The sequence below is a fragment of the Sphingomonas sp. 320_CC genome (assembly GCF_059691795.1).
Genome location: NZ_JCAWAE010000003.1, coordinates 780,731 through 803,553, shown reverse-complemented (window position 1 = coordinate 803,553; position 22,823 = coordinate 780,731). Strand labels below are relative to the sequence as shown.

Genomic DNA, 22,823 nt, shown 5'->3' with positions numbered 1-22,823 from the left:
CGCCCCCTAGCGGGGGTCGCCGGGCGGCGTCAACCGTCGACTTGCCAAAAAGACGTCAAAAACGTCCCTCGATGGCGAGCTTGTATCCGCTCGGGCCGCTCACGAAGCCCGCCTGCTCGAGCTTCTGGATCGCCAGTGGATCGGAGGGACGCAGCGAAAGCTCGGCGCGATAGGTCCCTGCCCCCTCGATCCGGAGCGCGATGCTCTCGGTCCCGGACTGGCTCGCCAGCGGCAGCAGCAGTGCCGTGCCATCGCAGCGCGCGGTGCCGCTCACCGACTGCGGCAAGGTGATCCCGCCGACGTCACCCGCGAGCGTTGCGCGGACGCGGCCCTCGGCGGCTTCGCACTGGCCATCGCGAAAGCGGACCGAGACGTCGTCGAGGTCGAGCGCGGAGACGGGCACCGGCGCGAACAGCCGACCAGTCGCGACCGTGGCGGTCATGTGGTCGACGCCGAAGCCATGGCGACTGACGCTCGCCGACCCGCGCAATGGCTTGGCCGACACCGATTCGGGACCGGCGAAGACGATCGTCGCGCGGCCGACCAACAGCGGCAGCGGCGACAGCCGCGCGTGGAGGTCCCCAAGCGCGAGATCGCCGAACCGCGCTTCGGTCAGCGTCGCGCCCCAGATCGTTCCCGACACGCGCCGCGCGACCAGCCCTTCGTCGCCGACGCCGACCCAGCCGAGCACCGCGCGCATCGGCAGGAAGACGATCAGCGCGATCAGCAGCATCCCGCCGAACAGCGCGGCGGGGCCGGTACGCAAACGGATCCGCCTCATGCCGCGCGCACCTTCAACGTAAGCGCGACGCCGACGGTCTTGTCGCCCTTGTCGGTCATCGCCACCGAATCGACGAGGATGCCGAGCCGTTCGAGGCGCGCGAGCCACGCGACCAGCGCCGCGGGGCGTGCCGACTGGATGCCGATCCGTACCCGGCTCGCGCCGTCCTGGTCGAGCGAGGCGAGCGCAAAGCCGGCCTGGTCCGCCTCGGCGCGCACGACGTCGGCGAGCGTGCCGGTCAGCGGCGTGGCGCGCGTCCGCTGGATTTCGCGCAACGTCGCGACTTGCGCGCGCGTCTCGCCGAGCCGCGTGACCGCATCGGCATGACGCTCGCGCGCGCTCGACAGGCCGTCGCCGACCGGGCGGATGATCAGCGCCCACAGCAACGTGAGGACCGCGAGCCCCGCCATCACGAGCAACAGCCGCCGCTCCCTGAGCGAGCGTCCCTCGAACCACGTCTTCAGTCCGGTCATCGTCCGCTCTCCGGGCTGATCGTAAGTTCCCCCGTCACGCGGCCGGCGGCGGCCTGGAACACACCCGCGCGGACCGAGAAGCCTGCGGATTCGAGCGCGCGCTTCAGGTCGGTCGCCAAGGCTTCGCGCTCGACCGCCACCGACAGGCGCAGGTCGCCGTTCGCCTGGAAATCGAGTGCGGTGACTTCGGTGCCCGGCGTGGCGCGCACCGCCGCGAAGACTGCCGCGGTCGTGCTGGTGAACCCCAGCCCCGGTCCCCGCACGCGCGACAGACGCTCGTCGAGCTGGCGGCTGGCGTCGACCACCGTCTCGCCGCGCGGCAAACCGGTGACCGCCACCGTGTCGGCTTCCGCCTCCAACGCATCCGCGCCGAAGCTGTACTTGGCAATGCGGACAAGCGAGATCGCCAGCGTCACGGCCAGAATCGTCAGCGACAAAAGCGCAAGCCGCCGGATCAGCCCCCAGTCGATCGCGAACCGTCGCCGCCGCGCGAACGGCCCCTGGCGTAGGTCGAGCGGTGGCGACGCGACGGCGGCGACGATCGCCGCTTCCAGCGTATCACGGTCGATGGTCGAGGGCGCGGTGCCGCCGGTCACAAGCTCGGTCAGCCGGGCTTCATCGGCGAACCCGCTGGAGGTGCCACGCACGACACCGCTGCCAGCGAGTTCCGCCCGCGCGTAGCCCTCTTCTGGTCGCGGGAGGAGCATCGGCGCAGGAATGACGGCGACCGGGTCGACGCCTGCCTCCGCCAGCATCAGCAGCCAGTCGCGCATCGTCGCGGCACCGACGACGCCGATCGGTCGGTCGGTCGCGCCTTCGTCTCCAACTGCGACGTGGAGTTCGGCGAGCGGCGACGCACTCGCCTCGCTCGCAAGGATTCGCGCGGCCGCCGTTGCCTGCGCCGCAGACCGCGACGGCAGTTCCGCCCAGTGCAGCGTCACCGCGTCGGCGGGCGCGACCGCGATCGTCTCGTCGTCGATCGCATCGGGGATCCCCTCCCCCTCCCCGACCACCCGCGCGTCCGCGACACGCATCCAGCGATATCCGGTCTCGCCGGCGGGAAGGAACAGCAAAGTGGTCATGATGGCTCGCCCCATTGCCGTGATACGAGCTGCGCGGGAAGCCGGTTCGCGTCGATCAGCGCACGTTCCTGCATTTGAGTGGTGCCGAGCGTCACGTCGATATCGAGCGTGAACCATTTCGACAGCACCTGCGCGTCCGCGCCGGGCGCGATATTGGCGGCGCCGAGCAACGACGCGCCCTTCTGCATTTCGTCAAACGTGGCGTAGCCCTGCACCGGTCGCCGCAGCAGCAGTTGCTGGGCGGCGCCGACCGACAGCGTATCGGGATACATCATCGCCAGCAGCACGGACTGTTCGGGCAGCAGCGTGTTGACGTTGATCGGCGAGGGCTTGGCGAAGGGCAGCGTGCAGATCCACGGCCGGATCTTCGTGTAGATCTCGGGCGTCATCCCGGCGATCGCGCGCAGTTCGCTGGGGTCGCTCATCAGCGTGCCGGCGGTGCGGTACGACGGCACGCGACCGAGATACGCGCCGTCCTCGGCCCCCATCGGTGACTGGTCCTGATCGCTGTCGATCCAATCGGTCGTGCCCGCCGCGATCTGTTCGGCAACCTGCACCGGCACGTCGAGCAACCGCATCAGGCGAACGAACTGCGGCCTGACTTCGCCGCGCGCGACGTACACGCCGGGGGTCGTCATGCCGACGAGAGAGTTCAGGTTGAAACAGTTCGCACCGTCACGCACCCGCGCGGTTGCAAAGCCTCCGGGGACCGGGAGGCCGAACGGGGTGTTGCTCCAGCCGCCGGCCAACGTGACCCGCGTAGGCTTTGGCGCGAGCAGGTTGGAGACGCGAGTCAGTGCCATCGTCTCCGCCGCGAGCGCATAGGCGCGCGCCTGCTCGCCGGTCGCGGCGTTGCTCGCGAGCCGGGTCGACAGCCGCAGTTTCTCCAGCGCCGCGCCTGCCATCACCGCGATGATCGCGACGAGCATCAGGACGGTGAGCAACGCTGCACCCCGTTCCCGCCCACGCTCGAGGCCGCGATCAGGTGCGTGCACCGGGCGTCTCCCGTCCCGGAGGGGTGCCCGCGGGTGGCGTGGCGGCGGGACCCGTTCCATCAGATGGCGCCGGGACGTAGCTGGTGCCGACGAGAAACATCTGGCGGAACTGCGTACCGTCATCGCGCTGGACGGTGAGTTCCATCGCGTCGGGCAAAGGCCTGCCGCTCGCGCCGTCCCATCGATCGCTCCAGGCGCCCGCGATGCGATAGCGCAGTCCGACCTGACGAACTTTGGTGAGCAACGCGGCAGGCGGCAGCGGCTGCGCGCCGTCGACCATCGGATACGCGATCCGTTGAAGCGCGCCGCCATCGACGCGGTAGGCGACCTTCTGCATGCTGGACCGGGCCGTGCCGTCGATGTTGCTCCAGCCGGCGCGGACGAGGCGGAGCATCGGCGTGACGCCCGACCCGCTCTCACCGATGAACGCGGGAACGCTGGTGCCGGCCTCGTCACGGCTGGTGCGGTTCGATGCCTGGGCGAGATCGGCGGACAAGATCGACATCGTCCGCGTGAGCGCGCTGATGTCGTCGAGCTTGGCGCCCGTGCTGCTTTGCGCCTTGACGCTGAACGACAGGATCGCGACGCCCGCTGCGGCGATCATGCCGAAGATCATGAGCGACACCATGACTTCGATGAGCGTGAAGCCGGATTCGGTTTTCGGATGAGTCACATCACCATCCGCGGCGCGGGTCGCACCATCGTCAGGCGGCCGAGTTGCGTGCCGGTCCGGTCGGCGACGGCTACGTCGATCCGCAGCACGCTCGATCCGCCGAGTGCGCTGACCTGTCGGGTCCACGTCCAGGGCTGGCCGCCGTTGGTCTCTGTACCGGTGACGCGACCTGCCGTCGGTGGCTGCGCGCTGGTGACCGCGTCGATCGCGACGTTGCGCGCGACCATCTGCGCGACCAGCGTTTCGTCGAGGATCGAGGCGCCGCGGATCGTCGCGCTCTCCAGACGCACGAGCGCCATCGCCGCGAGGCTGAACACTGCCAGCGCGACCATGATTTCTATCAACGTGAAGCCGTGTTCGGCGTAACGTCGACGAAGGGTGAATCCGTGATCAGCCCGCATCGGCTCTTACGCTGCCGTCGGCGTCGATGTGGACGGTCGCCGCGACGCCGCCGCGATCGAGGCGGATCTCCGCGGGGCGGTCGACGAGGCCGGTCGGGTCGAACGTCACGCGCATCCGGCCGGTGGTGTCACCGATGCTGGCCCTGGTACCTTCGTTCCAGCGTTCGACGCGCATGGGTTTCTCGGCGATCGGCGTCCAGCCGCCAGCGAGCCGCCGGTCGAAGCCGTAGCCGCCGCCACTGATCCAGACGCTCACCGGGCGTGCCTCGACGATCGCCGAATCGTGCGCGGCGCGGGTGCGCAGGGCGAAGCGCGTCGCCTCGTCGAGCACCCGGCCGCGCGGGTCCGGCATGACGAGCACGGCCACAGCGGAGGCCAAGCCGATGATCGTAACGACGACCATCAGTTCGACCAGCGTGAAGCCACTTTCGCGTCTCCGCGAAAGTGTCCCCGCGCAGGCGGGGACCCAGTCCAAGGACTTATTGCCAGCTGCCGATATCGGCATCGATCCCCTCGCCGCCTTCCTTGCCGTCCGCCCCGAAGGTCCAGACGTCGGCCTCGCCATGCGCGCCGGGCGAGGCATAGAGATACGGGCGACCCCAGGGATCGTTCGGCAGCTTCTTCAGATAACCGCCACGCTGGTACCGCGATGGATCGGATAGGCCCGCGGGTGCCGAAACGAGCGCGTTCAGCCCCTGCGTGGTGTTGGGGAAGGTCATGTTCTGGAGCTTGTAGAGTTCCAGCCCGCCCTCGATCTGGGCGATGTCGGCCTTCGCCTTCTGGATCCGCGCGGTGTCGCCCGAGGGCAGGACGTTGAGCGCGACGATGGTGGCGAGCAGGCCGATGATCACGATCACGACCATCAGCTCGACGAGGGTAAAGCCAGCCTCGCGGCGCTTCTTTTTATCTTCGGGACGCATACGAAACCTCATTGTCCGGCCAGCGTGTTGAGCTGGAGGATCGGGAGCAGGATGGATAGCACGATCGTCGCCACGATGCCGCCCATCACGACGATGATTAGCGGTTCGAGCAGCGAGAGTGCGGTGGCGGTGAAACGGTCGAACTCGCGTTCGAGATAGTCCGCCGCGCGCTCGAGCATCTCGTCGAGGCGGCCGGCGGCCTCGCCCGATGCCGCGAGATAGGTCAGCAGTGGCGGGAAGACGCCCGCGCGGCGCATCGCGGCGGAAAGCGAGCCACCGCCGCGGATCGCGTCGACAATCTGGTCCGAGGCCTGGCGGAGACGGCGGTTGTGGATCGTGCTGGCGGTGAGGTTGAGACCGTCGAGCAACGGCAGGCGGCTAGCGACCATCGTGCCGAGCGTGCGCGCCATGCGTGCCGCGTGAAGGTCTCGGATCAGGCGGCCGAGCAGCGGGATACGCAGCAGCCAACCGTCGAAGGCGAGCCGCAACGTCGGATCCTTGAGCGCCCGCCACCCGGCCAGGCCGCCGCCAACGACGATCAGCAGCATCACCCACCAGTATCCGACGAGGAACGCCGAGAACGCCATGACCATGCGCGTCAGCAGCGGGAGTTGCTGGCCGACCGTGTCGAATTGCTCGACGACCTGCGGCACGACGAACATCATCAGCGCGGTAACGACGCCGAACGCGACGAGCGCGAGGATCGAGGGATAGGCCAGCGCGGTGATGAGCTTGCCGCGGATCTCGGCCTGGCGTTCGAGCAGGGCTGCGAGACGGTCGAGGATGGTCGGGAGCGAGCCCGAGCTTTCGCCGGCGGACACCATCGCGCGGTAGAGCGGCGGGAAGCTTTTCGGCTCGCGCGCCATCGCGTCGGCGAGGCGACGGCCTTCGACGACGCCGGCATGGACGTGCTGGACGATCGTGCGGACGCTGTCCTGTTCGGTCTGGCGCGTGATCGTACGGAGCGATTCTTCCAGCGGGGAGACGCGGTTGAGGGTCGCGAGCTGGCGGGTAAAGAGCGTGAGGTTCTTGCCCGACATCTTGGGCGTGCCGAGCTGGAGGCCGAACAGCGGGCGGCCCTTGGTGGCCTGTGGCGGCGCGCCTGGGGTGATCTTGACGACGTAGAATTTGCGCGCGTCGAGGGTGGCGCGCGCGACGTCGATATCGGCCGCGGCGACATGACCGCGGCGTTCGGCGCCCTTGGTATCGATCGCGATATAGTCGAAATCAGCCACGACGCGCCCCCCTCCCTGGAAGGGAGGGGTTGGGGGTGGGTCGGCTTGTTAGGCGGGAGGCGGTGGCCGAAGCGGGCCGACCCACCCCCGGCCCCTCCCTTCCAGGGAGGGGGGAAGAGGCGTTACGCATCGGCCACCTCGGGCGCGACTTCGGTCGTGTCGCGGCGGGATACTCGGACGGCTTCTTCGGCGGTGGTTTGCCCGGACAGGACGAGGTCGCGGGCTGATTGCGCCAGGTTCGGGGACTTCGCAAACGCGTGCGCGGTAATCTCGGATTCGTGGCCGTCGGTGTTGATCAGGCGGCGGATGGTGTCGTCGATGCGGACCGCCTCGAAGACGCCGATGCGGCCCTTGTAGCCGGTCTGGTTGCAGTCTTCGCACCCTTGCGCGACGTAGACGACCGCGTCGGAGGCGATGCCGAGCAGCGGCGCTACCGTATCCGACGCGGGTACCGCCTTGCGGCAGGTCGGGCACAGGCGACGGACGAGGCGCTGGGCGATCACCGCACGCAACGTCGAGGCGAGCAGGAAGCTCTCGACCTTCATGTCGCGCATGCGCGTGATCGCGCCGATCGCGTCGTTGGTGTGGACCGTCGACAGCACGAGATGGCCGGTGAGCGACGCCTGCACCGCAATCTCGGCGGTCTCGCGGTCGCGGATTTCGCCGACCATCACGACGTCCGGATCCTGGCGGAGGATCGCGCGCAGGCCTGCCGCGAAGGTCAGGCCGACCTTCGGGTTCACCTGCGTTTGGCCGACGCCGTCGACGGCATATTCGACCGGGTCCTCGACCGTCAGGATGTTGCGGCTGCCGTCGTTGAGCAGGCGCAGCGCGGCGTAGAGCGACGTGGTCTTGCCCGAGCCGGTCGGGCCGGTGACGAGGATGATGCCGTTGGGTTCGCTCAGCGCCTCGTTGAGCAGTGCGAACAATGCGGGCGGCAGGCCGAGCGCCTCCAGATCGATGCCGGCGTTTTCCTTGTCGAGGATACGCAGCACCACGCGTTCCCCTGCGCGGCTCGGCAGCGTCGAGACGCGGACGTCGAGCAGCTTGCCACCGAGCGTCAGGCCCATGCGGCCGTCCTGTGGGACGCGGCGCTCGGCGATGTCGAGGCGCGCCATGACCTTGATGCGGCTGACCACCACCGGGGCGACGTTGGGCGGCATCCGCAGCGTTTCGCGCAGCACGCCGTCGATGCGCATGCGGACGACTAGGCCGGACTCATATGGCTCGATGTGGATGTCGGACACGCCGTTGCGCGCGGCATCGGCGATGATGCCGTTGATGAGGCGGATCGCGGGAGCGTCGTCGGCGGTGTCGAGCAGATCCTCCGCGGTCGGCATGTCGCCGGCGAGCAGGTCTAGTTCGTCGCCCATGCCGACTGCGGCGAGCGCGTTGGCCTGGCCGTCCATCGCGTAGACGTTCGAGAGGAGGCGGTCGAAGGCGACCTGCTCGACGAATGTCACGTCGAACGGGCGGGCGAGGTAGCGGCGGAGTTCGAGCAGGACTTTGGGATCGGCGCCGGCACGCATCGCGATGGTTAGGTGGGAGTCGATGTCGGTGTGGTCGACTACGACGCCGAATTTTCGGGCGAAGGCGTACGGGATGGTGATCTGGGGGAGGTCACTGCTCCCCTCCCGCTCGCGGGAGGGGTTGGGGGAGGGAATGACATACCCCTCGATCACATCGTCCGTGATCGAGGCAGGCCCTCCCCCGACCCCTCCCGCAAGCGGAAGGGGAGTAGCAGCGTCGATCTCGTGGCCTTCGCGGATGATCATTTCTTGGGCCGCACGACCATCGTCGAGGTGCGGACCGGCACCGCGATGCGCGGGTCCTCGATGTTGCCGGGGATCGGCGCGCTCGGGATCGGCGGGGCAGCGCCCATGTAGTCGCGGACGAGCTGGTCGATCGACGGCTCGGCGCCCGGCTCCTGCAAGCCCTGTTGCAGGCGGACGTAGCCGTAGCGCTGCTCGGTCAGCTTGCGGCTGTCCTCGGCAGTGCGCAGGATCGTCGGGCGGATGAAGATCATCAGGTTGGTCTTCGACCGCTGCTTCGCCTTCGAGGTGAACAGATGGCCGAGCACGGGGATGTCGCCGAGCAGCGGAATCTTCTCGATCGTGCGCCGCTCGTTATCGTCGAGCAGACCGCTGATCACCGCGATCTGACCGTCGTCGACGGTGCGGACGGTCTCGACCTCGCGCTTGTTGAGGATTAGGTCGCTGTTGTCGCTCGATACCGGGCCAGCGATCGAGCTGACCTCGAGGCGAAGGTTGAGCTTTACGGTACCCGACGAATTCACCTGCGGCCGCACGGTCAGTTCGATGCCGACATTCTGGCGCTGCGTGGTGCGGAAGGCGTTGTCGAAATTGGTGCTGAGCGCCTGCCCCGTTGTGATCGGGATCTCCTGCCCGACAAGGCTGTGCGCCTCCTGATTATCGAGCGTGACGAGGTGCGGGACCTGGAGCAGGTTCGAGGTCGTGTCGCTCTTCACCGCGTTGATGATCGCGCCGAAGAAGGTGCTGCCGATCTTGCCGCCGAACCCGCCAAAGCCGCCGGTGGCCGCAAGGATCGACGCGATCGCCGACTGCTGCAGCGCGTCCGCCGCGGCATTGGGGGTGTTCGTTTCGGTGCGCGTGCCATCGGGCGCGACGACCGTCGTGCCGTTGCCGCCGATCGAGCGCGCGCCGATCGCGCCCGCGATCTGGAGGATGTTGGGCGCGGAGTTCGAGAAGGTCGATGCGCCGAACGCGCCGCCGCTCGGGTCGCCGACGATGAACTGTGCGCCGAGCGTGCGCGCGGTCGAATCGGAGACCTCGGCGACGATTGCCTCGACCAGTACCTGTTCGCGGCGCGTATCGAGCTGGCGGACGACTTCGTTCAGCTGACGCTGGATCTCGGCGGGTGCGGCGATGACGATCGCGTTGGCGCCAGCGAAGCGCGTGACGACCACCGCCGACCTGCCAGCAGACGTGATCGCGGCCTGGCCCGATCCACCGCTGCCGCCGCTCGGCGACGGTCCCGACTGCGGGATCTGTGGTTGCGAGAAGTTCGACTGGCCGCCGGACGCGCCGCTTGTGCTGCTCGATCCGAAGTTCGAGCGCGACAATGCGGTCTGCACCGGCTGCGTCGGAGTCTGGCCGACGAGTTCCTGCAACACCGGCAGCAACTGTTCAGCATCGGCGTTCTCGAGGAAGACGACCTTGATCTCGGTCCCGTTGCGCGCCTTTTGATCAAGGTCGGCGGCGACCTGTGCGAGGCGGGCGACGGTCGTCGGATCGCCGCGCAGGGCGACCGCGTTCGAGCCTTCGACTGCGACCACAGATGCGCTCGGGCCGGCGGCGGCACCACCGCCCTGCCCGCCCTGTCCGCCGCCCGTGCCGGCGCCGATGAGCCCCTGGAGCGCAGTCGCAATTTCCTTCGCGCTGGCGTTCTTCAGCGCGACGACGCGGGTGGAGGACGTGTCGGTGTCGATCCGGCGAAGGACTTCGCGGATGCGGCGGATGTTGTCGGCGAAATCGACCACGACGAGGCTGTTGCCGCCGCGGTTCGCGCTGACCGAGCCCTGCGCGCTGACCAGCGGGCGGACGGTCTCGACTGCGGACTGCGCGTCGATCGCGCGGAGGCGGATGATCTCGGTGACGTAGCTGTTGCGCGCGGCGCCTGCGACGCCGATCCGGCTCGGCTGCGACGCGGCGTTGTCGAGCGGCTGGACGCGGAACGCACCGCCCGAGGTCGGCACCGCGACGAGGCCGTTGGCGCGCAGGGTCGAAAGGAATATCTCGAAATATTCGGAGCGCGACAGCGGGCGATCGGTGACCACCGTCACCTTGCCGGCGACGCGGTTGTCGATGATGAAAGTGCGCCCGGTGACCTTGGCGGCATCGGCGATGAACGCGCGGATGTCGGCGTCGCGGACGTTTAGCGTGGTCTGGGCATGAACGCCGGCCGCCAGCGCGAGGGCTACGACGGGGCCGAGAAACAGTTTTTTCATTGGGGGGGCGCGATCGTGATGGCGAGCGGCAGGGTATCCTGGCCGCGTTCTACAGTGATGGGGACGTTGCCGCCGCCCGCGAAATCCTTGGCGATGCGGTCGAGATCGCCGGGACCGGAAACGGGACGCCCGCCGATCGACGTAACGACGTCGCCGTCCTTGAGCCCGGCCGAGCGGAACGCGTTGCCCGAGCCTTGCGAGCGGACGGTGAGCCCGCTGATGCGGCCGCCGTCGATGCGGGGAATGAAGCCGATCTCGCTCCGCAACTGCGCCACGGGAATACCAACGACCGGCGCCACCGCTCCGGTCGCACCTGCCGGTGCCGCCCCCGGAACGACCGGCGTGACGGCGCCCGACTGGTCGAGGAACAGGTCCTCGTCGGCACCGCCGCGGTCGATCGTGACGTGATCGAACGCAACCGACTTGAGGCGCACGCCGGGCTGGATCTCGTCACCAACCGCAACGCTCTGCTGGACGCCGTCGGGACCGGCGATGATCGCGGAGCTGCGGCCCATCGCTTCATCGATCCGCGTGCCGAACAGGGTCAACTGAAGCGACGTGACGGTGGCGGGTGCGCCGGCCGCGCCACCAAGGCGGAAAAACGGGTCGAAGCCACGCAAGATGTCGGCGGGCGAACCCACCACCATCGGCGTGGCGGGACGCCAGTCGCCGAGTGGCGTGATCGGCGTCACGATCGTCCACGCCAGCCGCGCGCACTGCACCGCCAGCCCGGCCAGCAGCGCCAGTTCGACGACACTATAGACATTCACGACGGGCATACGCCGCAAGATACGGCGCGCCCGCGCGTCCAGCTTCAATCGCATCCGCGACCCACCCCAATTTCCCGCTCTCTTCGTCGCGTAGGCATGCCATGTTACAATTCCGCGTCAATGGCTTGCGCGTTGGTTGCTTCGATTCTGATGGGGTAGCGCTTCGCGTCAGCGATGGGCAGAAGACGCTCATGTCCGATCCTGTCCCGTCCAGCGGCTCCGGCCTGCCTCCCGAAGCGATCATCGCGCGGCTCTCCGTACCCGGCGTGCAGCGCGTACCAAGCCCGAAGCTCGACCTGTTCGTGCGGCGCGATTTCCTGCCGCCGGACCTGTGTGCGACGCTGATCGAGCGGATCGACGCAGTGCGACGGCCGTCGACGATCTCCGATTCGAACGGCGATGCGAACTATCGGACGAGCGAGACGGGCGATCTTTCTCCGCTCGATCCGGTCGCGATCGAGGTCGAGCGCCGGATCGCCGCGCTGACCGGCCTCGACCCGGTGTACGGCGAACCGCTCCAGGGGCAGCGCTATGCGGTCGGGCAGGAGTTCAAGGGACACACCGATTATTTCGAGCCGAACGGCGTCGATTATCAGCGCTATTGCGGGGTCGCGGGCAATCGGACGTGGACCGTGATGATCTACCTCAACCAGCCAGAAGCTGGCGGCGCGACGCGGTTCAAGGCGATCGACAAGATCGTCCAGCCGGAGACTGGCAAGCTGCTGGCGTGGAACAACCGGCGGGCGGATGGGAGCATGAACCCGGCGACGCTGCATCACGGGATGAAGGTGCGCGCGGGGGTCAAGTATGTGATCACCAAATGGTTTCGCGAGAAGCCTTGGGGTTAGGCTTGGTCTAGGGCCATGATTGGTCTGGCGAGAACGGACGGATTGGCGCAGCGGCGACTCCTGCGCCTCAGCACCTAGCACTCTCAAAGCACCTCCCCGGCGAAGGCCGGGGTCCAGTTGGGCAACGCTGGTGACGAAGGACGGCGCTACGTTACACCGACCTTTCCAACTGGGCTCCGGCCTTCGCCGGGGAGGTCATCTTCTTGGGAGGTCGGTCGCTCCGACTGCGCTCGCCACTGGAGCGGAACCCGAACGACCGCCCCTTCCTCAGAACGTCGTGCTGATGCCCAGCGTGAACACCTGACCCAGGTTATACCGGTTAATGTACACCTTGTTGCCGTTCTCGAACGTCTGGCCCTCGGTGAAGCGCGTCTTGGTGAGGTTGCGTGCCTCTGCCTTCACCTCGAACTTGGCGCCGCGCAGTTCGACACCCTGGCGGGCGACGAGGTCGAGGCGGATGCCGGGCTTCTCGATGATGTCGGGCAGGAAGCCCGTGCCGCCGAGGTTCGATGGGCCGCGGTTGGTTACGCGGTCGCTGGCGTAGTTGAACAACAACGTGATCTGCGACAGCCGCTTGGTGTCCTCCAGCCCGAGCTGGACGTTGACGAGGTGGTCCGACTGGCCGGTGAGCGGCGCGCCGTCGCGGAAGTTACCCGTGGCGGGCGCGAAGCCGGTCTGGCAGCCCGCAACCTTGGTCGTCTGGTCCACCACGTTCGGGACGCAGCTGCCGTCCACGGTGATCGACGACTGCGTATAGGTGTAGTTGGCGATGAACAGCAGGCGGCGTGTCGCGAAGAAATCGCTGCCGAGCGTGTCGAGCGGGACGTATTTCTGGAACTCGACCTCGCCGCCGTACAGCTTGGCCTTGGGCAGGTTGGTGAAGCCCGTCTGGAGACGATCGTCGGCGCCGGTGTAGAAGCCGACCTGTTCGATCGGCTTGTCGATCCGCTTGTAGAACGCGCCGAGCGTGAAGCGCTGATCACGCGCGAAGAACCACTCGTAGCGCGCGTCGAGATTGTAGAGCTTGGTATCCTGCAACAGCGGGTTACCGAAGAACAAGCGATCCGATTCGGGATCGCGGAACTGCTGTGGTGCAAGCTCGCGGAACTGCGGGCGCGAGATCGTCTTCGAGGCGCTCGCACGAAGCTGCATGTCGGGCGCGAAGTTCCAGGTCAGCGTCGAGGCCGGCAGGAAGTAATCGTTCTTCAGACGCGTCGTGGTCGCACCGATTGGGGTAACCCGCTCGTCCGCCGTCTCGTAGCGTACGCCGATCGTCGCGCGGACGCCGTCGGTCGCCTCGGCTTCAGCCTGGACGTAGCCCGCATGGATCCGCAGCGACGCATCATATTGATACGCACCGAGCGGGGTGTTGAACTGCAATTCGAGCGAGTTGAGCGGATCGTTTGTATCGATCGCCAGCAGGTAATCCGGACGGAGCAAATTGTACGGATAGCCCGGCGCGGTGCCGCCACCGCGCGGCGTCTGGTAGTTGAACTGCAGACGCGACGACGTACGCTTCGTATCCGAGTAGAAATAGCCGGTCGACAGCGTCATCGGCCGATCGGTCGACAGCTTGTACGCGGCGTCCGCCTGGCCGCTGTAGAGGTCTTCCTTCAGTTCGCTGAAGATGATCGACGCGAACGGCGAGAAGCGCTGCGTCACCTGGTACGCGCCGTTGCACTGCGCACCGCCGGTCCCGTTCGGATCCTGCACCGTGATCGGCTGGCCGGTCGTGGTGGTGTTCGAGCAGAGATAGTCGAACTGCCGCTCGTACGGCGCATTGCGCTTCGAATTGGCATACGCGCCGCGGACGTCGAGCGTCAGCGCGTCGACGGGCTTGAACGCACCGACCAGCTGGCTCTCGAACAGCTGGCGTTCGAACCAGTTGGTATTCTGCTGGAAACGAAGACCGCTCGAGTTGTTATAGGTGGTCGCCGCCGACCCACGCGCCTGCTTCAGCGTGTCGTGGATATAGACGTTGGTCAGCTTGATGCTGTTCTCGCCGAACTCGTAGCCGACGCCGATCAGCGCGTTGGCGACGATCCGGTTGTCGGTCAGCAGGGTCTGGAAATCGTTGCGGAGCAGACCTTCGTTGGTGACCGAATCCTGCTGCGTGATGCTGCGGGTACGGAAGGTGTTGCTCGCGCTGACCGACGCGATCACGCCGAGCCGGCCCGAACCGATGTCGAACACCGAGCCGCCGCTGATCTCGCCCGAGAAATTGGCGGGGAGCTGGTTGTTGCGCTGGAGCAGCGAAGTCGAGGCGTTGCTGAGCGTCGCGGCCTGCGCGGCCGAGATGTTGCCGGTGCCGCTCGGTGCGTTCTTGATGAAGCTCGGCACCTTGCGCGTGCCGTCGTCGAAGCCGATCCAGTCGGCATCGCCACCATAATAGGTGTAGCCGAGTTCGCTGGTGGTCGCGGTGTCGGCCGAGACCGAGCCGCCGAACGACAGGAAGTTCTTGTCCGGGATTGCCTTGGTCGTGAGGTTGATCACGCCGCCGCCGAACTCGCCGGGATAGTTCACCGAATAGGTCTTCTGGACCAGCGCGGAGCCGACGATCGTGGTCGGGAAGATGTCGAGCGGGACCGAACGGCGCAGCGGCTCGGGGCTTGGCAGTGGCGAGCCATTCAGCAGCGACGACGAGTAGCGATCGCCGAGACCGCGGACATAGACGAAGCCATTGCCGACGATGCTGAGACCGGTAACGCGCGACAGCGCGCCGGCGATGTCGCCTTCGCCGGTACGTGCGATGTCCTCGGTCGACAGGATCGAGACGACCTGCGGGGTCGCGCGGACGAAATTCGGGATGTTGCGGCCAACGACGACGATGTCCTCGCCGCCATTGGGATCATAGCCCGGCGTCGACACTTCGGCCTCTGCTCCGGCTGCTTGTGGCGCAGACACGTCCACCGGCGTCGAGGTCGGACCGGTCTGCGTCGTCGAGGCGGGTGGCGAGGCGGCTGGAGCGGGTGCAGCGCCGCCGGTCTGGGCGAGCACCGCGGGCGCGACCAGCTGCGAGGTCAGGAGAAGTAAGGTGGCATAGCCGAAGCGCGTTTGCATGGCCGAATATCCAGATCAGGGGGTCTATGGGCGAATGCCGGGGTGGTCTTTGGAACCACCCCGGCATCGCTGCTCACATCATCGACTGCGGAGAGCCGACCGGAAGCGTTACCGGCCGTTGCAGTTGAAGTAGACCGAGGTGAAGATCGGCGGGCCCTGGTCCTGCTTCGAGGCATCGGCCGCGCGGATCGTCGAGCGATCGGCCTGGCTGGTTTCCTGCGCGATCAGGTTGAGGCAGGCGACGGTCGCCGGCGACTTCACGATGCCGTTGATGAAGCGCATGTCCGAACCACCGCGCTGGCGGATAGCGGCCGGCGCGAGCGCGGTCTGCACGAACGTGAAGTTCGAATACTGACCGAACGTACGAGGCAGCAGGTCCTCGGCACCGTTCGAGTCGATCTCGGTCGAGAACGAGTCGGCGGTCGCACCCAGCAGGCGCTGTGCGGCGATGATGAACTGCATGAAGCCGCGATAGCCGTTGTCGATATCGTAGCCGTCGTCGTCTGCGCCGGTGACCGCGAAATACTTGATGTTCGTGGTGCCGCCGAAGATCTCGATGCCGTCATCGGCCGAGTTGTGGCTCTGGACGTGATCGATCGTCGTCCCCGAACCGGTGCCGCCGAGCGTCAGGCCCTGCAGCTCGTTGCCGTCGCTGATCGCGATGCCGCTGTAGCGGATCTGGACATACTGCATCGTGCCGCTGTTGTCGGCTGCCGTCGGGCCACCGTAGAAGCGGCCGGTGACGCCTTCGATCGCCTGCTGGCAGGTCGTGCTCGTGCCGCCGGCGTTGTTCGGGCCGGTACCCGTGGCGCAAACCGCGACGGGCGCGCGGCCGAGCAGGATGATCCCGCCCCACTGGCCCTGCGTCGCATCGCTGACGCCGTTGGCGGTCAGGTTCTGCTGCGACGTGAAGATGATCGGCGCGTCGCGCGTACCGACGGCGCTGATCTTCGACCCGCGATTGACGAGCAGGAGATCGGCGGTGACTTCGGTCGAGTCCGCGGCGACGACGACGCCCGGTGCGATCGTCAGCGTCACGCCGGTATCGGCACCGGTCGTGCCGACATCGGCGCCGACTTCGGTCTGGCCACGCAGGCGGTAGAACACGCCAGCGATCTTCGGCAGCGTCAGGCTGGACGTGATGTTGGTCGGCAGGCGGCAGGCGCGGAACGTCTGGACCAGGCCGTCGTCGATCGTGCCGGTCGGGCACGCTGCGGCCGAACCGCCGGCGCCGACGGCAGGAACCGCGGTGCAGCGCGCGGTCGTGCTGCCGCCGAACTCGGCCGACGTGGAGGCGCAGGTCCAGCCCTGGAATGCGGTGTCGGTCGGGCCGTTGAGCGCGCCGACGAAGTTGGTGCTGGCGAAGAACGGGTTGATCAACGACGGGTCGGTCGCGGTCGTGGCGGACGTCGCGGCGGTCGGGTACACGCCGGTCAGGACGTTCGTGCCGCTGACGTTGTTGTTGGTGCCGGCGTTGACGATCGCAAGCTGCTCGTCGGCGCTGATCGTGATCGTGCCGTCCGAGCGGCCGCCCGAAGTCGAGGCGAACTGGGCTGCCGTGATCGCCGATGGGGTCGGCGTCGGGGTGGACGGCGTCGGAGTCGGCGTAGCTGGCGGGGTGATGATCACCGTGCCTGCGCCCGGCGAAGCGACGTCGTCGGCACCGCCGCAAGCGGTGAGTGCGAGGCAGGCCGTGCCGGTCAGCAGGATCGTGCCGAGGCGAGTAAAGCTGGTCATGCGAAGGACTCCCGAGTCGTACCGTTGATTGTTCGGATCGACCCAGGCTCCCCCCTGCCGACCGTGACATGGCGGTTAGGCTGGCCAGATGACGCCGCGATGCGATTTCGATGACGCTTGCATGACTATGATATGACGGTTCGATGACTGTCGATTGGGGTGCCGCTGGCCTGCGGGGTTGAAAACCGCGCTATCGAACACATCTCTTCCGATCCGGCGCGCGATGATTTACAGGCGCTGCCAGAGTCACTGCTCCCAAGACCTCTGGCGCAATCCTGCGTCCGGACGGTCAGACCGATATTACAGGATTATCTCACGACAATGGCCTCTTTCAAGGACCCCAGCTTCCAGGACCGTACGAGCAGCGCAGCCGCCGCCAAGCAGAAGGCGCTCGAAGCGCTGCGTGCCAAGCCGCCGATCGACGAAGCCGTCGTAGCCGAGCGCCTTGCCGCGCGCGAGGCCAAGGAATTGGCCGAGCGCGAGAAGCGCGCTGCGAAGCGCGCTGCAGAGGACGAGGCCAAGGCTGCGAAGAAGGCTGAGGCCGAGGCTGCTGCTGCTAAGAAGCGCGAGGCCGAGGCTAAGGTCGAATTGACCGACGCCGAGAAGAAGGCGATTCGTGACGCTAAGTATGCGGCGCGGAAGAACAAGAAGAAGTGATCTTTGGGCGGTCGTTTGGCCGCCCGCTCTTCACCTGCGCGACTGATTGACTTTTCAGGCCAAGACTTACTACCCCGGCGAAGGCCGGGGCCCAGTTGGCAAGGTCGAGGTAACGAAGCGCAGTCTTCCGTTGGCAACGTCCCCCAACTGGGCCCCGGCCTTCGCCGGGGTGGTGGCTAATGAATGGACGAGCCCTACTAACAAGCGTGTTCTCCCGCAAAGGCGGGAGAACAAGTAGGTTCGGGTGACGGATGTGGTGAAGCGGCCCCCTACTCCGCCTGCTCCCAACCGCCCCCCAGCGCCTTGAACAGCGTCACCGTCAGCTGCCGCAACTGCGCATCGCTTGACACCAGCTGTTCGCGCGCCGTCAGCACGTCCGTCTCCGCGTTCAGTAGCGTCGTCTGCGCCACGAAGCCGGTCCGGTACTGCGATTCCGCCGCCTTCGCGCTGCTCTGCGCATCGACCACCGCGCGCTGCAACGCCGCGTTCCGGCGACGCTCGGCGGCAATCTGCGCGAGCGGATCCTCGACGTCGCGCAGCGCCTGCAACACGGTGGAGCGATAGCGGAGATACGCCTGCTCTCGATCTTCTTCGCGCGACTTCACGGTTGATTTGCGCCGGCCCCAGTCGAGCAGGGGAAATTGCGCCGCGCCGGAGGCGGTCAGCTGAAGGCTGTCGCCCGAGAACAGATTGCCGAGTGCGGTCGAGATCAGCTGGCTCATGCCTGTGAGGCTGAACTTCGGATACATATCCGCAACCGCAACCCCGATATCCGCGGTCGCGGCAGCCAAGTCGCGTTCGGCCGCACGGATATCGGGGCGACGTCGCAACAGTTCCGAAGGCAGGCCAGCCGGAATAGCCGGTACGCCGAGCGGCGCTACCGATCGCGCGGCGAGTTCGGCCATCAGCGTCGCAGGCGGCTCACCGAGCAGGATCGCCAGCGCGTGCATGCGGACATCGACATCGGCGCGGACCGGCTCGGCGCGCGCTTCGGTCGAGGTGATCGAGGCGCGCTGGCGGGTGACGTCGATCGGCGGGACGAGACCTACCTTGGCCGTGTTGCCCGCGATCTCGAGCGCACGACGCTGGCGGACGATCTCGCCCTCGATCGTCACGATCTGCGCCTGATCGAGCCGGAGCGCGAAATACGCCTGCGCGACTTCGGCGGCCAAAGTCACTGCGGCGTCGCGCTTCGACCAGACCGCCGCTTCCGTTCGTGCCCGTGCGCCTTCGGTGCTGCGGCGAACGCCACCGAACAGATCGAGCTCCCAGCTGGCGTCGAAGCCGACGGAATAGGTCGTGATCCCGCTGCCAGGCAGCGCGATGCCGCCGGTCGAGCCGGTGCCGCCTGCCCCCGTGCCGCCGCTGAACGCACGCGCGATCGACGAGAGGCCGGCGTTCTTGCTGAACTCGATATGGCTCGGGCTGGCGCTCGCGTTGACGCTCGGCAACCCCTGCGAGCGCGCGACGATCTCCTGCAACCGCGCCTGGCGCACGCGCGAGGCGGCGATCGCGATGTCGGGATTGCCCTTAAGCGCGCGCTCGACGAGGCCGTCCAGCTGCGGATCGCCGAATGCCGACCACCAGCGCGCTGGATCGACCGTCGTCCCAACTGTGGCCTGCGGACCGACGAACGCCGGCGGCAGCGTCATCTCGGGAGCGATGTAATTCGGGCCGACGGTGCACCCCGCGAGCAGGGCCGCAACCGCAACCACCATGAACCGCGCACGCATCAATGCATCCCTCCCGAGGGGGCGCCGCCGGTCTTGCCGGAGCGCATGAATAGAACCAGTGGCGCGACGACCAGCACGACCACCATCATCGCGCGGAACACGTCGAGGAACGCGAGCATCGTCGCCTGCCGCTGCATCTGGCTGTAGAGAACGGCCAAAGGCGTCGTCGCATCGCCCTGCCCGCCGAACACGCTCGTCGCCTTCTGCATCCAGTCGTTGTAATTCGGATCGAGCGGGTTGAGCGTCTGCGTCAGTTCCGACTGGTGCCGCTGCAATCCGCCCGCGAGCTGCGTCTGCGCGAAGCAGATGCCGATCGTCCCGCCGAGGTTGCGCGAGACGTTGAGCAGGCTCGACGCCTGCGCGGTCTGCGTCTGCTTGAGCCCGACATAGGCGATCGCGTTGATCGGCACGAACAGGAACGGCAGCGCCATCGCCTGGAACAGCCGCGCGAACGCCGCGTCGGAGAACGCGATGTCGGCGGTCAGGTGGCTCATGTTCCAAAGCGCGAACGCCTGTACCAGCAACGCCGGGAACAGCAGGAAGCGAACGTCGACCAGCCCGCTAAGCCGCCCTGCGAACGGCACCATGACGAGCGTCGCGAGACCGCCCGCGGTCAGCGCTAGGCCGGCATCGAGCGAGCTGTAGCCGAGCACCTGTTGCAGCATTTGCGGTATCAGCTGCGTGGTGCCGAACAGGATCATGCCGGTGACGCCCATCACGCCGATCGTCAGCGCGAAGTTGCGGTTCTTCATCAGCTTGAGGTCAATCACCGGGTCCTTGTGGTTGAGCTCCCAGATGACGAGCGTCACCAGCGACACCGCGGCGATGATCGCCGACATGACGATGAAGCCGCTCGAAAACCAATCCTCGCGCTCGCCGCGATCGAAGGTGAGTTCGAGGAAGCCAAGCCCGAGTGCAACCAACGCGACGCCGACATAGTCGATCGTCAAGCCGTTCTTGAAGCGCTCGTCGCGGTCCTTCTTCACCTGGTCCGGCTCGTCGACGAACGTCTCGACCAGGAACCACGCGGCGATGCCGACCGGCACGTTGATCAGGAAGACCCAGTGCCAGCTCGAATATTCGACGATGTAGCCGCCGAGCGTCGGCCCGAGCACGGGGCCGACGACGACGACGATCGCGAAGGCGGCGAACGCCATCCCACGTTGTTTCGGCGGGAAGGTATCGGCAAGGATCGACTGTTCGACCGGCGCCAGGCCACCGCCGCCAATGCCTTGCAGCACGCGGGCGACGACGAGCGTAGCGATATTGGGCGCTAGGCCGCACATCAGCGAGGCGAGCGTGAACAGGGCGATCGACAGCAGGAAATACCGCTTTCGACCGATCGCGTCCGACAGCCAGCCCGAGATCGGGATGACGATCGCGTTGGCGACGAGGTAGCTGGTCAGCACCCAGGTCGCCTGATCGGTGGTGATCGACAGCCCGCCCGAGATATGATCGAGCGCGACGTTGGCGATCGAGGTGTCGAGCACCTCCATGAAGGTCGGAATCGAGATGATCGCAACGATCAGCCACGGGCTGTACTTGCCCGCCGCCGACCGGCTTGGCGACCAGGTATGACCGCCCCCCGCATCGGCTTTTGCAGGAGCTTTCGCCACCTCAGCGGACCTTGACGGTCGGCACCACCGACATGCCGGGACCGATCGGATAGCGCTTCGGATCGGGGCCGTTCTTCGCGTCGAACACGACACGGACTGGGACGCGCTGGACCACCTTCACATAATTGCCGGTCGCGTTCTGCGGGGGCAGCAGGGCGAACGCCTGGCCAGCGCCGCGCTGGATCGAGTCGACATGACCCTTGAAATCGACGCCGGGATACGCATCGACATGAATGTCGACGGGCTGGCCGATCTTCATCAGCGTGAGCTGCGTTTCCTTGAAGTTGGCCGTCACCCACATTGTGTCGGGGACGATCGCCATCAGCTGCGTGCCGGGCGCGACATAGGAGCCGACGTTGACCGAGCGATTGACGACTTGCCCCGCGACCGGCGCAGTCAGGCGGAGATCGCCGATCGTGACGTTTGCCTGGTCGACCTGCGCGCGGCGGGCGTCGATTACCGACTTGGCCGCACCGACCTGCTTCCTGGCGACGCTGATCTGCGCGGTGGCGGTGTCGATCTGCTCGCGGGCGGCGGCGGCATCGGCGGCGGTCTGGCGAGCGGTGGCGCGCGCCTGATCGAGCTGTTGACCGGCGACCGCGCTCGGATCGAGCCGCAGCAACGCCTCGTAGCGCGCGAGATCCTGCTGGGCCTTTACCGCCGCCGCCATCGGGACGCGCGCCTGTGCCGCAGCCTGCTGGCGTTGCGCCTCGGCGGCGGTGACCTGAGCCTGCGCCTGCGCGAACTGTGCGCGGGCCTGCGATTCGTTTGCCTGCGCCTCGGCGACCTGGGCATCGCGACCGGACGCCTTGATGACCGCGAGCAGGCGGCCGGCCTCGACGTGGCGGTTGTCGATGTCCGCGACCTGGACCAGCGTACCCGCGACCTGTGGCGCGAGGCGGACGATATGCGTGTCGACAAACGCGTCGTCGGTCGATTCGAACTGCCGCGCGTGGAGCCAGTAGAGCACGCCGCCGATGATCAGCCCGCCGACGACGATGACGAGGATGATCCAGAACAGCGGCTTCTTGAAGACCGACGGCTTCTTGTCGTCGCCCTCGGCCTTGTCGTCGTCAGACTCGTCCTGCTGGTCGGTATCGGACTGCTGGTCCTCGCCGTTCGGATCGTCCTTGGGATCCTCGTCGTCGTGGTTGGCGTCGGAGTGGTTCGTCTGGTCGGTCATGCCTGGCCCTGTTCTTCAGCACGCATCGAATCGAGAATGGCGTCGATATTGGCGTCGATACGCGCCTTGATATCGAGGATGTCGTTGGGTTCGAGCGTGTCGCGCTCAAGCAGTTTGAGGCAGGTCGCGCGGTTCGCCCGCAGCGTGATGACCTGCCCCATCAAGGTGATCGTCGCGATCCTGCCGGTGCGGATCTCGGCACAGCCGGTGGCGATGCAGACCAGGTCGCTCAGCCTGCGCACCATCTGGCCCATCACGCCGCCATAGATGCGCTCGAACGCCTCGCCCGGCTTCATCTGTTCGCGGAGCACAAACAGCGTCCAGTCGGCGCTTTCGTTGCTCGCCATCTTGTCCGCCAGTCGGCCGAAGATGCGGTGAATCTGGGCGCGGGCTTCGCTGGCGTCGTCCGCTGCGACGTCATGCGACAGTTCGGACGGGTCGCCCAAAACGGCCGTCATGCGCTCGGCGATCCGGTCGGCGGCCGCGAGGTACAAGCCCTCCTTGCCGCCGTAATGATAGGTGATCGAGGACATCGCAGTGCCCGCGGCGGCGGCGATCCCGCGCGTGCTCGCGCCCTCCAGCCCCTTGGTGCCGAATTCGCTGATCGCGATGTCGAGGAGTCGGGACTGGAGCACGAGGGGCGTTTAGTTCGATCGAACGAACCAGCCTAA

At 67.1% G+C, this 22,823-nt stretch carries 20 protein-coding genes; 2 read left to right on the top strand and 18 right to left on the bottom strand.

What is annotated here, in order from left to right; genetic code table 11:
* Positions 1-55 precede the first annotated feature (55 nt).
* The 12 genes from gspN to AC59GX_RS15215 all read right to left on the bottom strand — a co-directional run bounded on the left by gspN (position 56) and on the right by AC59GX_RS15215 (position 11,327).
* Positions 56-781, bottom strand: coding sequence for a type II secretion system protein N (gene gspN, locus AC59GX_RS15270; RefSeq protein WP_426284244.1), 726 nt, complete (start codon positions 779-781; stop codon positions 56-58).
* Positions 778-1,254 (bottom strand): type II secretion system protein GspM, encoded by a 477-nt coding sequence (gspM, locus tag AC59GX_RS15265; protein ID WP_426284246.1) that lies wholly within the window; start codon positions 1,252-1,254, stop codon positions 778-780. Before gspM ends, gspN begins: the two co-directional genes overlap by 4 nt.
* Positions 1,251-2,336: a type II secretion system protein GspL gene (gene gspL, locus AC59GX_RS15260; protein ID WP_426284248.1), complete on the bottom strand. Its 1,086-nt coding sequence runs from the start codon at positions 2,334-2,336 to the stop codon at positions 1,251-1,253. Before gspL ends, gspM begins: the two co-directional genes overlap by 4 nt.
* The gene (gene gspK / locus AC59GX_RS15255; protein ID WP_426284249.1) at positions 2,333-3,331 is read right to left on the bottom strand and encodes a type II secretion system minor pseudopilin GspK; all 999 of its coding nucleotides are present in this window, start codon (positions 3,329-3,331) and stop codon (positions 2,333-2,335) included. The genes gspL and gspK overlap by 4 nt, the downstream gene beginning before the upstream one ends.
* Positions 3,318-4,004 (bottom strand): type II secretion system minor pseudopilin GspJ, encoded by a 687-nt coding sequence (gene gspJ / locus AC59GX_RS15250; RefSeq protein ID WP_426284250.1) that lies wholly within the window; start codon positions 4,002-4,004, stop codon positions 3,318-3,320. The genes gspK and gspJ overlap by 14 nt, the downstream gene beginning before the upstream one ends.
* A complete protein-coding gene (gene gspI, locus AC59GX_RS15245; RefSeq protein WP_497302032.1) occupies positions 4,001-4,405 on the bottom strand; it encodes a type II secretion system minor pseudopilin GspI in 405 nt (134 codons plus the stop codon). Before gspI ends, gspJ begins: the two co-directional genes overlap by 4 nt.
* On the bottom strand, positions 4,395-4,910 hold the full coding sequence (locus AC59GX_RS15240; protein WP_192977054.1) for a GspH/FimT family pseudopilin: 516 nt from the start codon (positions 4,908-4,910) through the stop codon (positions 4,395-4,397). The genes gspI and AC59GX_RS15240 overlap by 11 nt, the downstream gene beginning before the upstream one ends.
* Positions 4,885-5,325 carry a type II secretion system major pseudopilin GspG gene (gspG, locus tag AC59GX_RS15235; RefSeq protein WP_136190649.1) on the bottom strand — a complete coding sequence of 147 codons (441 nt, stop codon included), beginning with the start codon at positions 5,323-5,325 and terminating at the stop codon, positions 4,885-4,887. Before gspG ends, AC59GX_RS15240 begins: the two co-directional genes overlap by 26 nt.
* Positions 5,326-5,333: 8 nt before the next feature.
* Positions 5,334-6,560: a type II secretion system inner membrane protein GspF gene (gene gspF / locus AC59GX_RS15230; protein WP_132740198.1), complete on the bottom strand. Its 1,227-nt coding sequence runs from the start codon at positions 6,558-6,560 to the stop codon at positions 5,334-5,336.
* 122 nt (positions 6,561-6,682) lie between these two features.
* Positions 6,683-8,335: a GspE/PulE family protein gene (locus AC59GX_RS15225; RefSeq protein WP_426284255.1), complete on the bottom strand. Its 1,653-nt coding sequence runs from the start codon at positions 8,333-8,335 to the stop codon at positions 6,683-6,685.
* Positions 8,332-10,548 (bottom strand): type II secretion system secretin GspD, encoded by a 2,217-nt coding sequence (gene gspD, locus AC59GX_RS15220; RefSeq protein ID WP_426284256.1) that lies wholly within the window; start codon positions 10,546-10,548, stop codon positions 8,332-8,334. Before gspD ends, AC59GX_RS15225 begins: the two co-directional genes overlap by 4 nt.
* Positions 10,545-11,327: a type II secretion system protein N gene (locus AC59GX_RS15215; RefSeq protein WP_426284258.1), complete on the bottom strand. Its 783-nt coding sequence runs from the start codon at positions 11,325-11,327 to the stop codon at positions 10,545-10,547. Before AC59GX_RS15215 ends, gspD begins: the two co-directional genes overlap by 4 nt.
* Positions 11,328-11,509: 182 nt before the next feature.
* On the opposite strand from AC59GX_RS15215, the gene AC59GX_RS15210 reads away from it, so the two are divergent.
* A complete protein-coding gene (locus AC59GX_RS15210) occupies positions 11,510-12,166 on the top strand; it encodes a prolyl hydroxylase family protein (protein ID WP_497302031.1) in 657 nt (218 codons plus the stop codon).
* A gap of 267 nt (positions 12,167-12,433) precedes the next feature.
* On the opposite strand, the gene AC59GX_RS15205 is transcribed toward AC59GX_RS15210, so the two are convergent.
* Both AC59GX_RS15205 and AC59GX_RS15200 read right to left on the bottom strand, forming a co-directional pair.
* Positions 12,434-15,226 (bottom strand): TonB-dependent receptor domain-containing protein, encoded by a 2,793-nt coding sequence (locus tag AC59GX_RS15205; protein WP_426284261.1) that lies wholly within the window; start codon positions 15,224-15,226, stop codon positions 12,434-12,436.
* 108 nt (positions 15,227-15,334) lie between these two features.
* A complete protein-coding gene (locus AC59GX_RS15200) occupies positions 15,335-16,963 on the bottom strand; it encodes a beta-helix domain-containing protein (RefSeq protein WP_426284263.1) in 1,629 nt (542 codons plus the stop codon).
* Positions 16,964-17,284: 321 nt separating this feature from the next.
* Here AC59GX_RS15200 and AC59GX_RS15195 point away from each other — a divergent pair, with 321 nt between their 5' ends.
* Positions 17,285-17,620 (top strand): DUF6481 family protein, encoded by a 336-nt coding sequence (locus AC59GX_RS15195; protein WP_056058003.1) that lies wholly within the window; start codon positions 17,285-17,287, stop codon positions 17,618-17,620.
* 269 nt (positions 17,621-17,889) lie between these two features.
* On the opposite strand, the gene AC59GX_RS15190 is transcribed toward AC59GX_RS15195, so the two are convergent.
* Genes AC59GX_RS15190 through AC59GX_RS15175 form a run of 4 tightly spaced genes read right to left on the bottom strand, consistent with a single transcriptional unit; the run spans position 17,890 to position 22,787 of the window.
* A complete protein-coding gene (locus AC59GX_RS15190) occupies positions 17,890-19,353 on the bottom strand; it encodes an efflux transporter outer membrane subunit (protein WP_426284265.1) in 1,464 nt (487 codons plus the stop codon).
* Positions 19,353-20,969 carry a DHA2 family efflux MFS transporter permease subunit gene (locus AC59GX_RS15185; protein WP_426284267.1) on the bottom strand — a complete coding sequence of 539 codons (1,617 nt, stop codon included), beginning with the start codon at positions 20,967-20,969 and terminating at the stop codon, positions 19,353-19,355. Before AC59GX_RS15185 ends, AC59GX_RS15190 begins: the two co-directional genes overlap by 1 nt.
* 1 nt (position 20,970) lies before the next feature.
* Positions 20,971-22,152 (bottom strand): HlyD family secretion protein, encoded by a 1,182-nt coding sequence (locus tag AC59GX_RS15180; RefSeq protein WP_497302030.1) that lies wholly within the window; start codon positions 22,150-22,152, stop codon positions 20,971-20,973.
* The gene (locus tag AC59GX_RS15175) at positions 22,149-22,787 is read right to left on the bottom strand and encodes a CerR family C-terminal domain-containing protein (protein WP_120299981.1); all 639 of its coding nucleotides are present in this window, start codon (positions 22,785-22,787) and stop codon (positions 22,149-22,151) included. The genes AC59GX_RS15180 and AC59GX_RS15175 overlap by 4 nt, the downstream gene beginning before the upstream one ends.
* Positions 22,788-22,823: the final 36 nt, after the last annotated feature.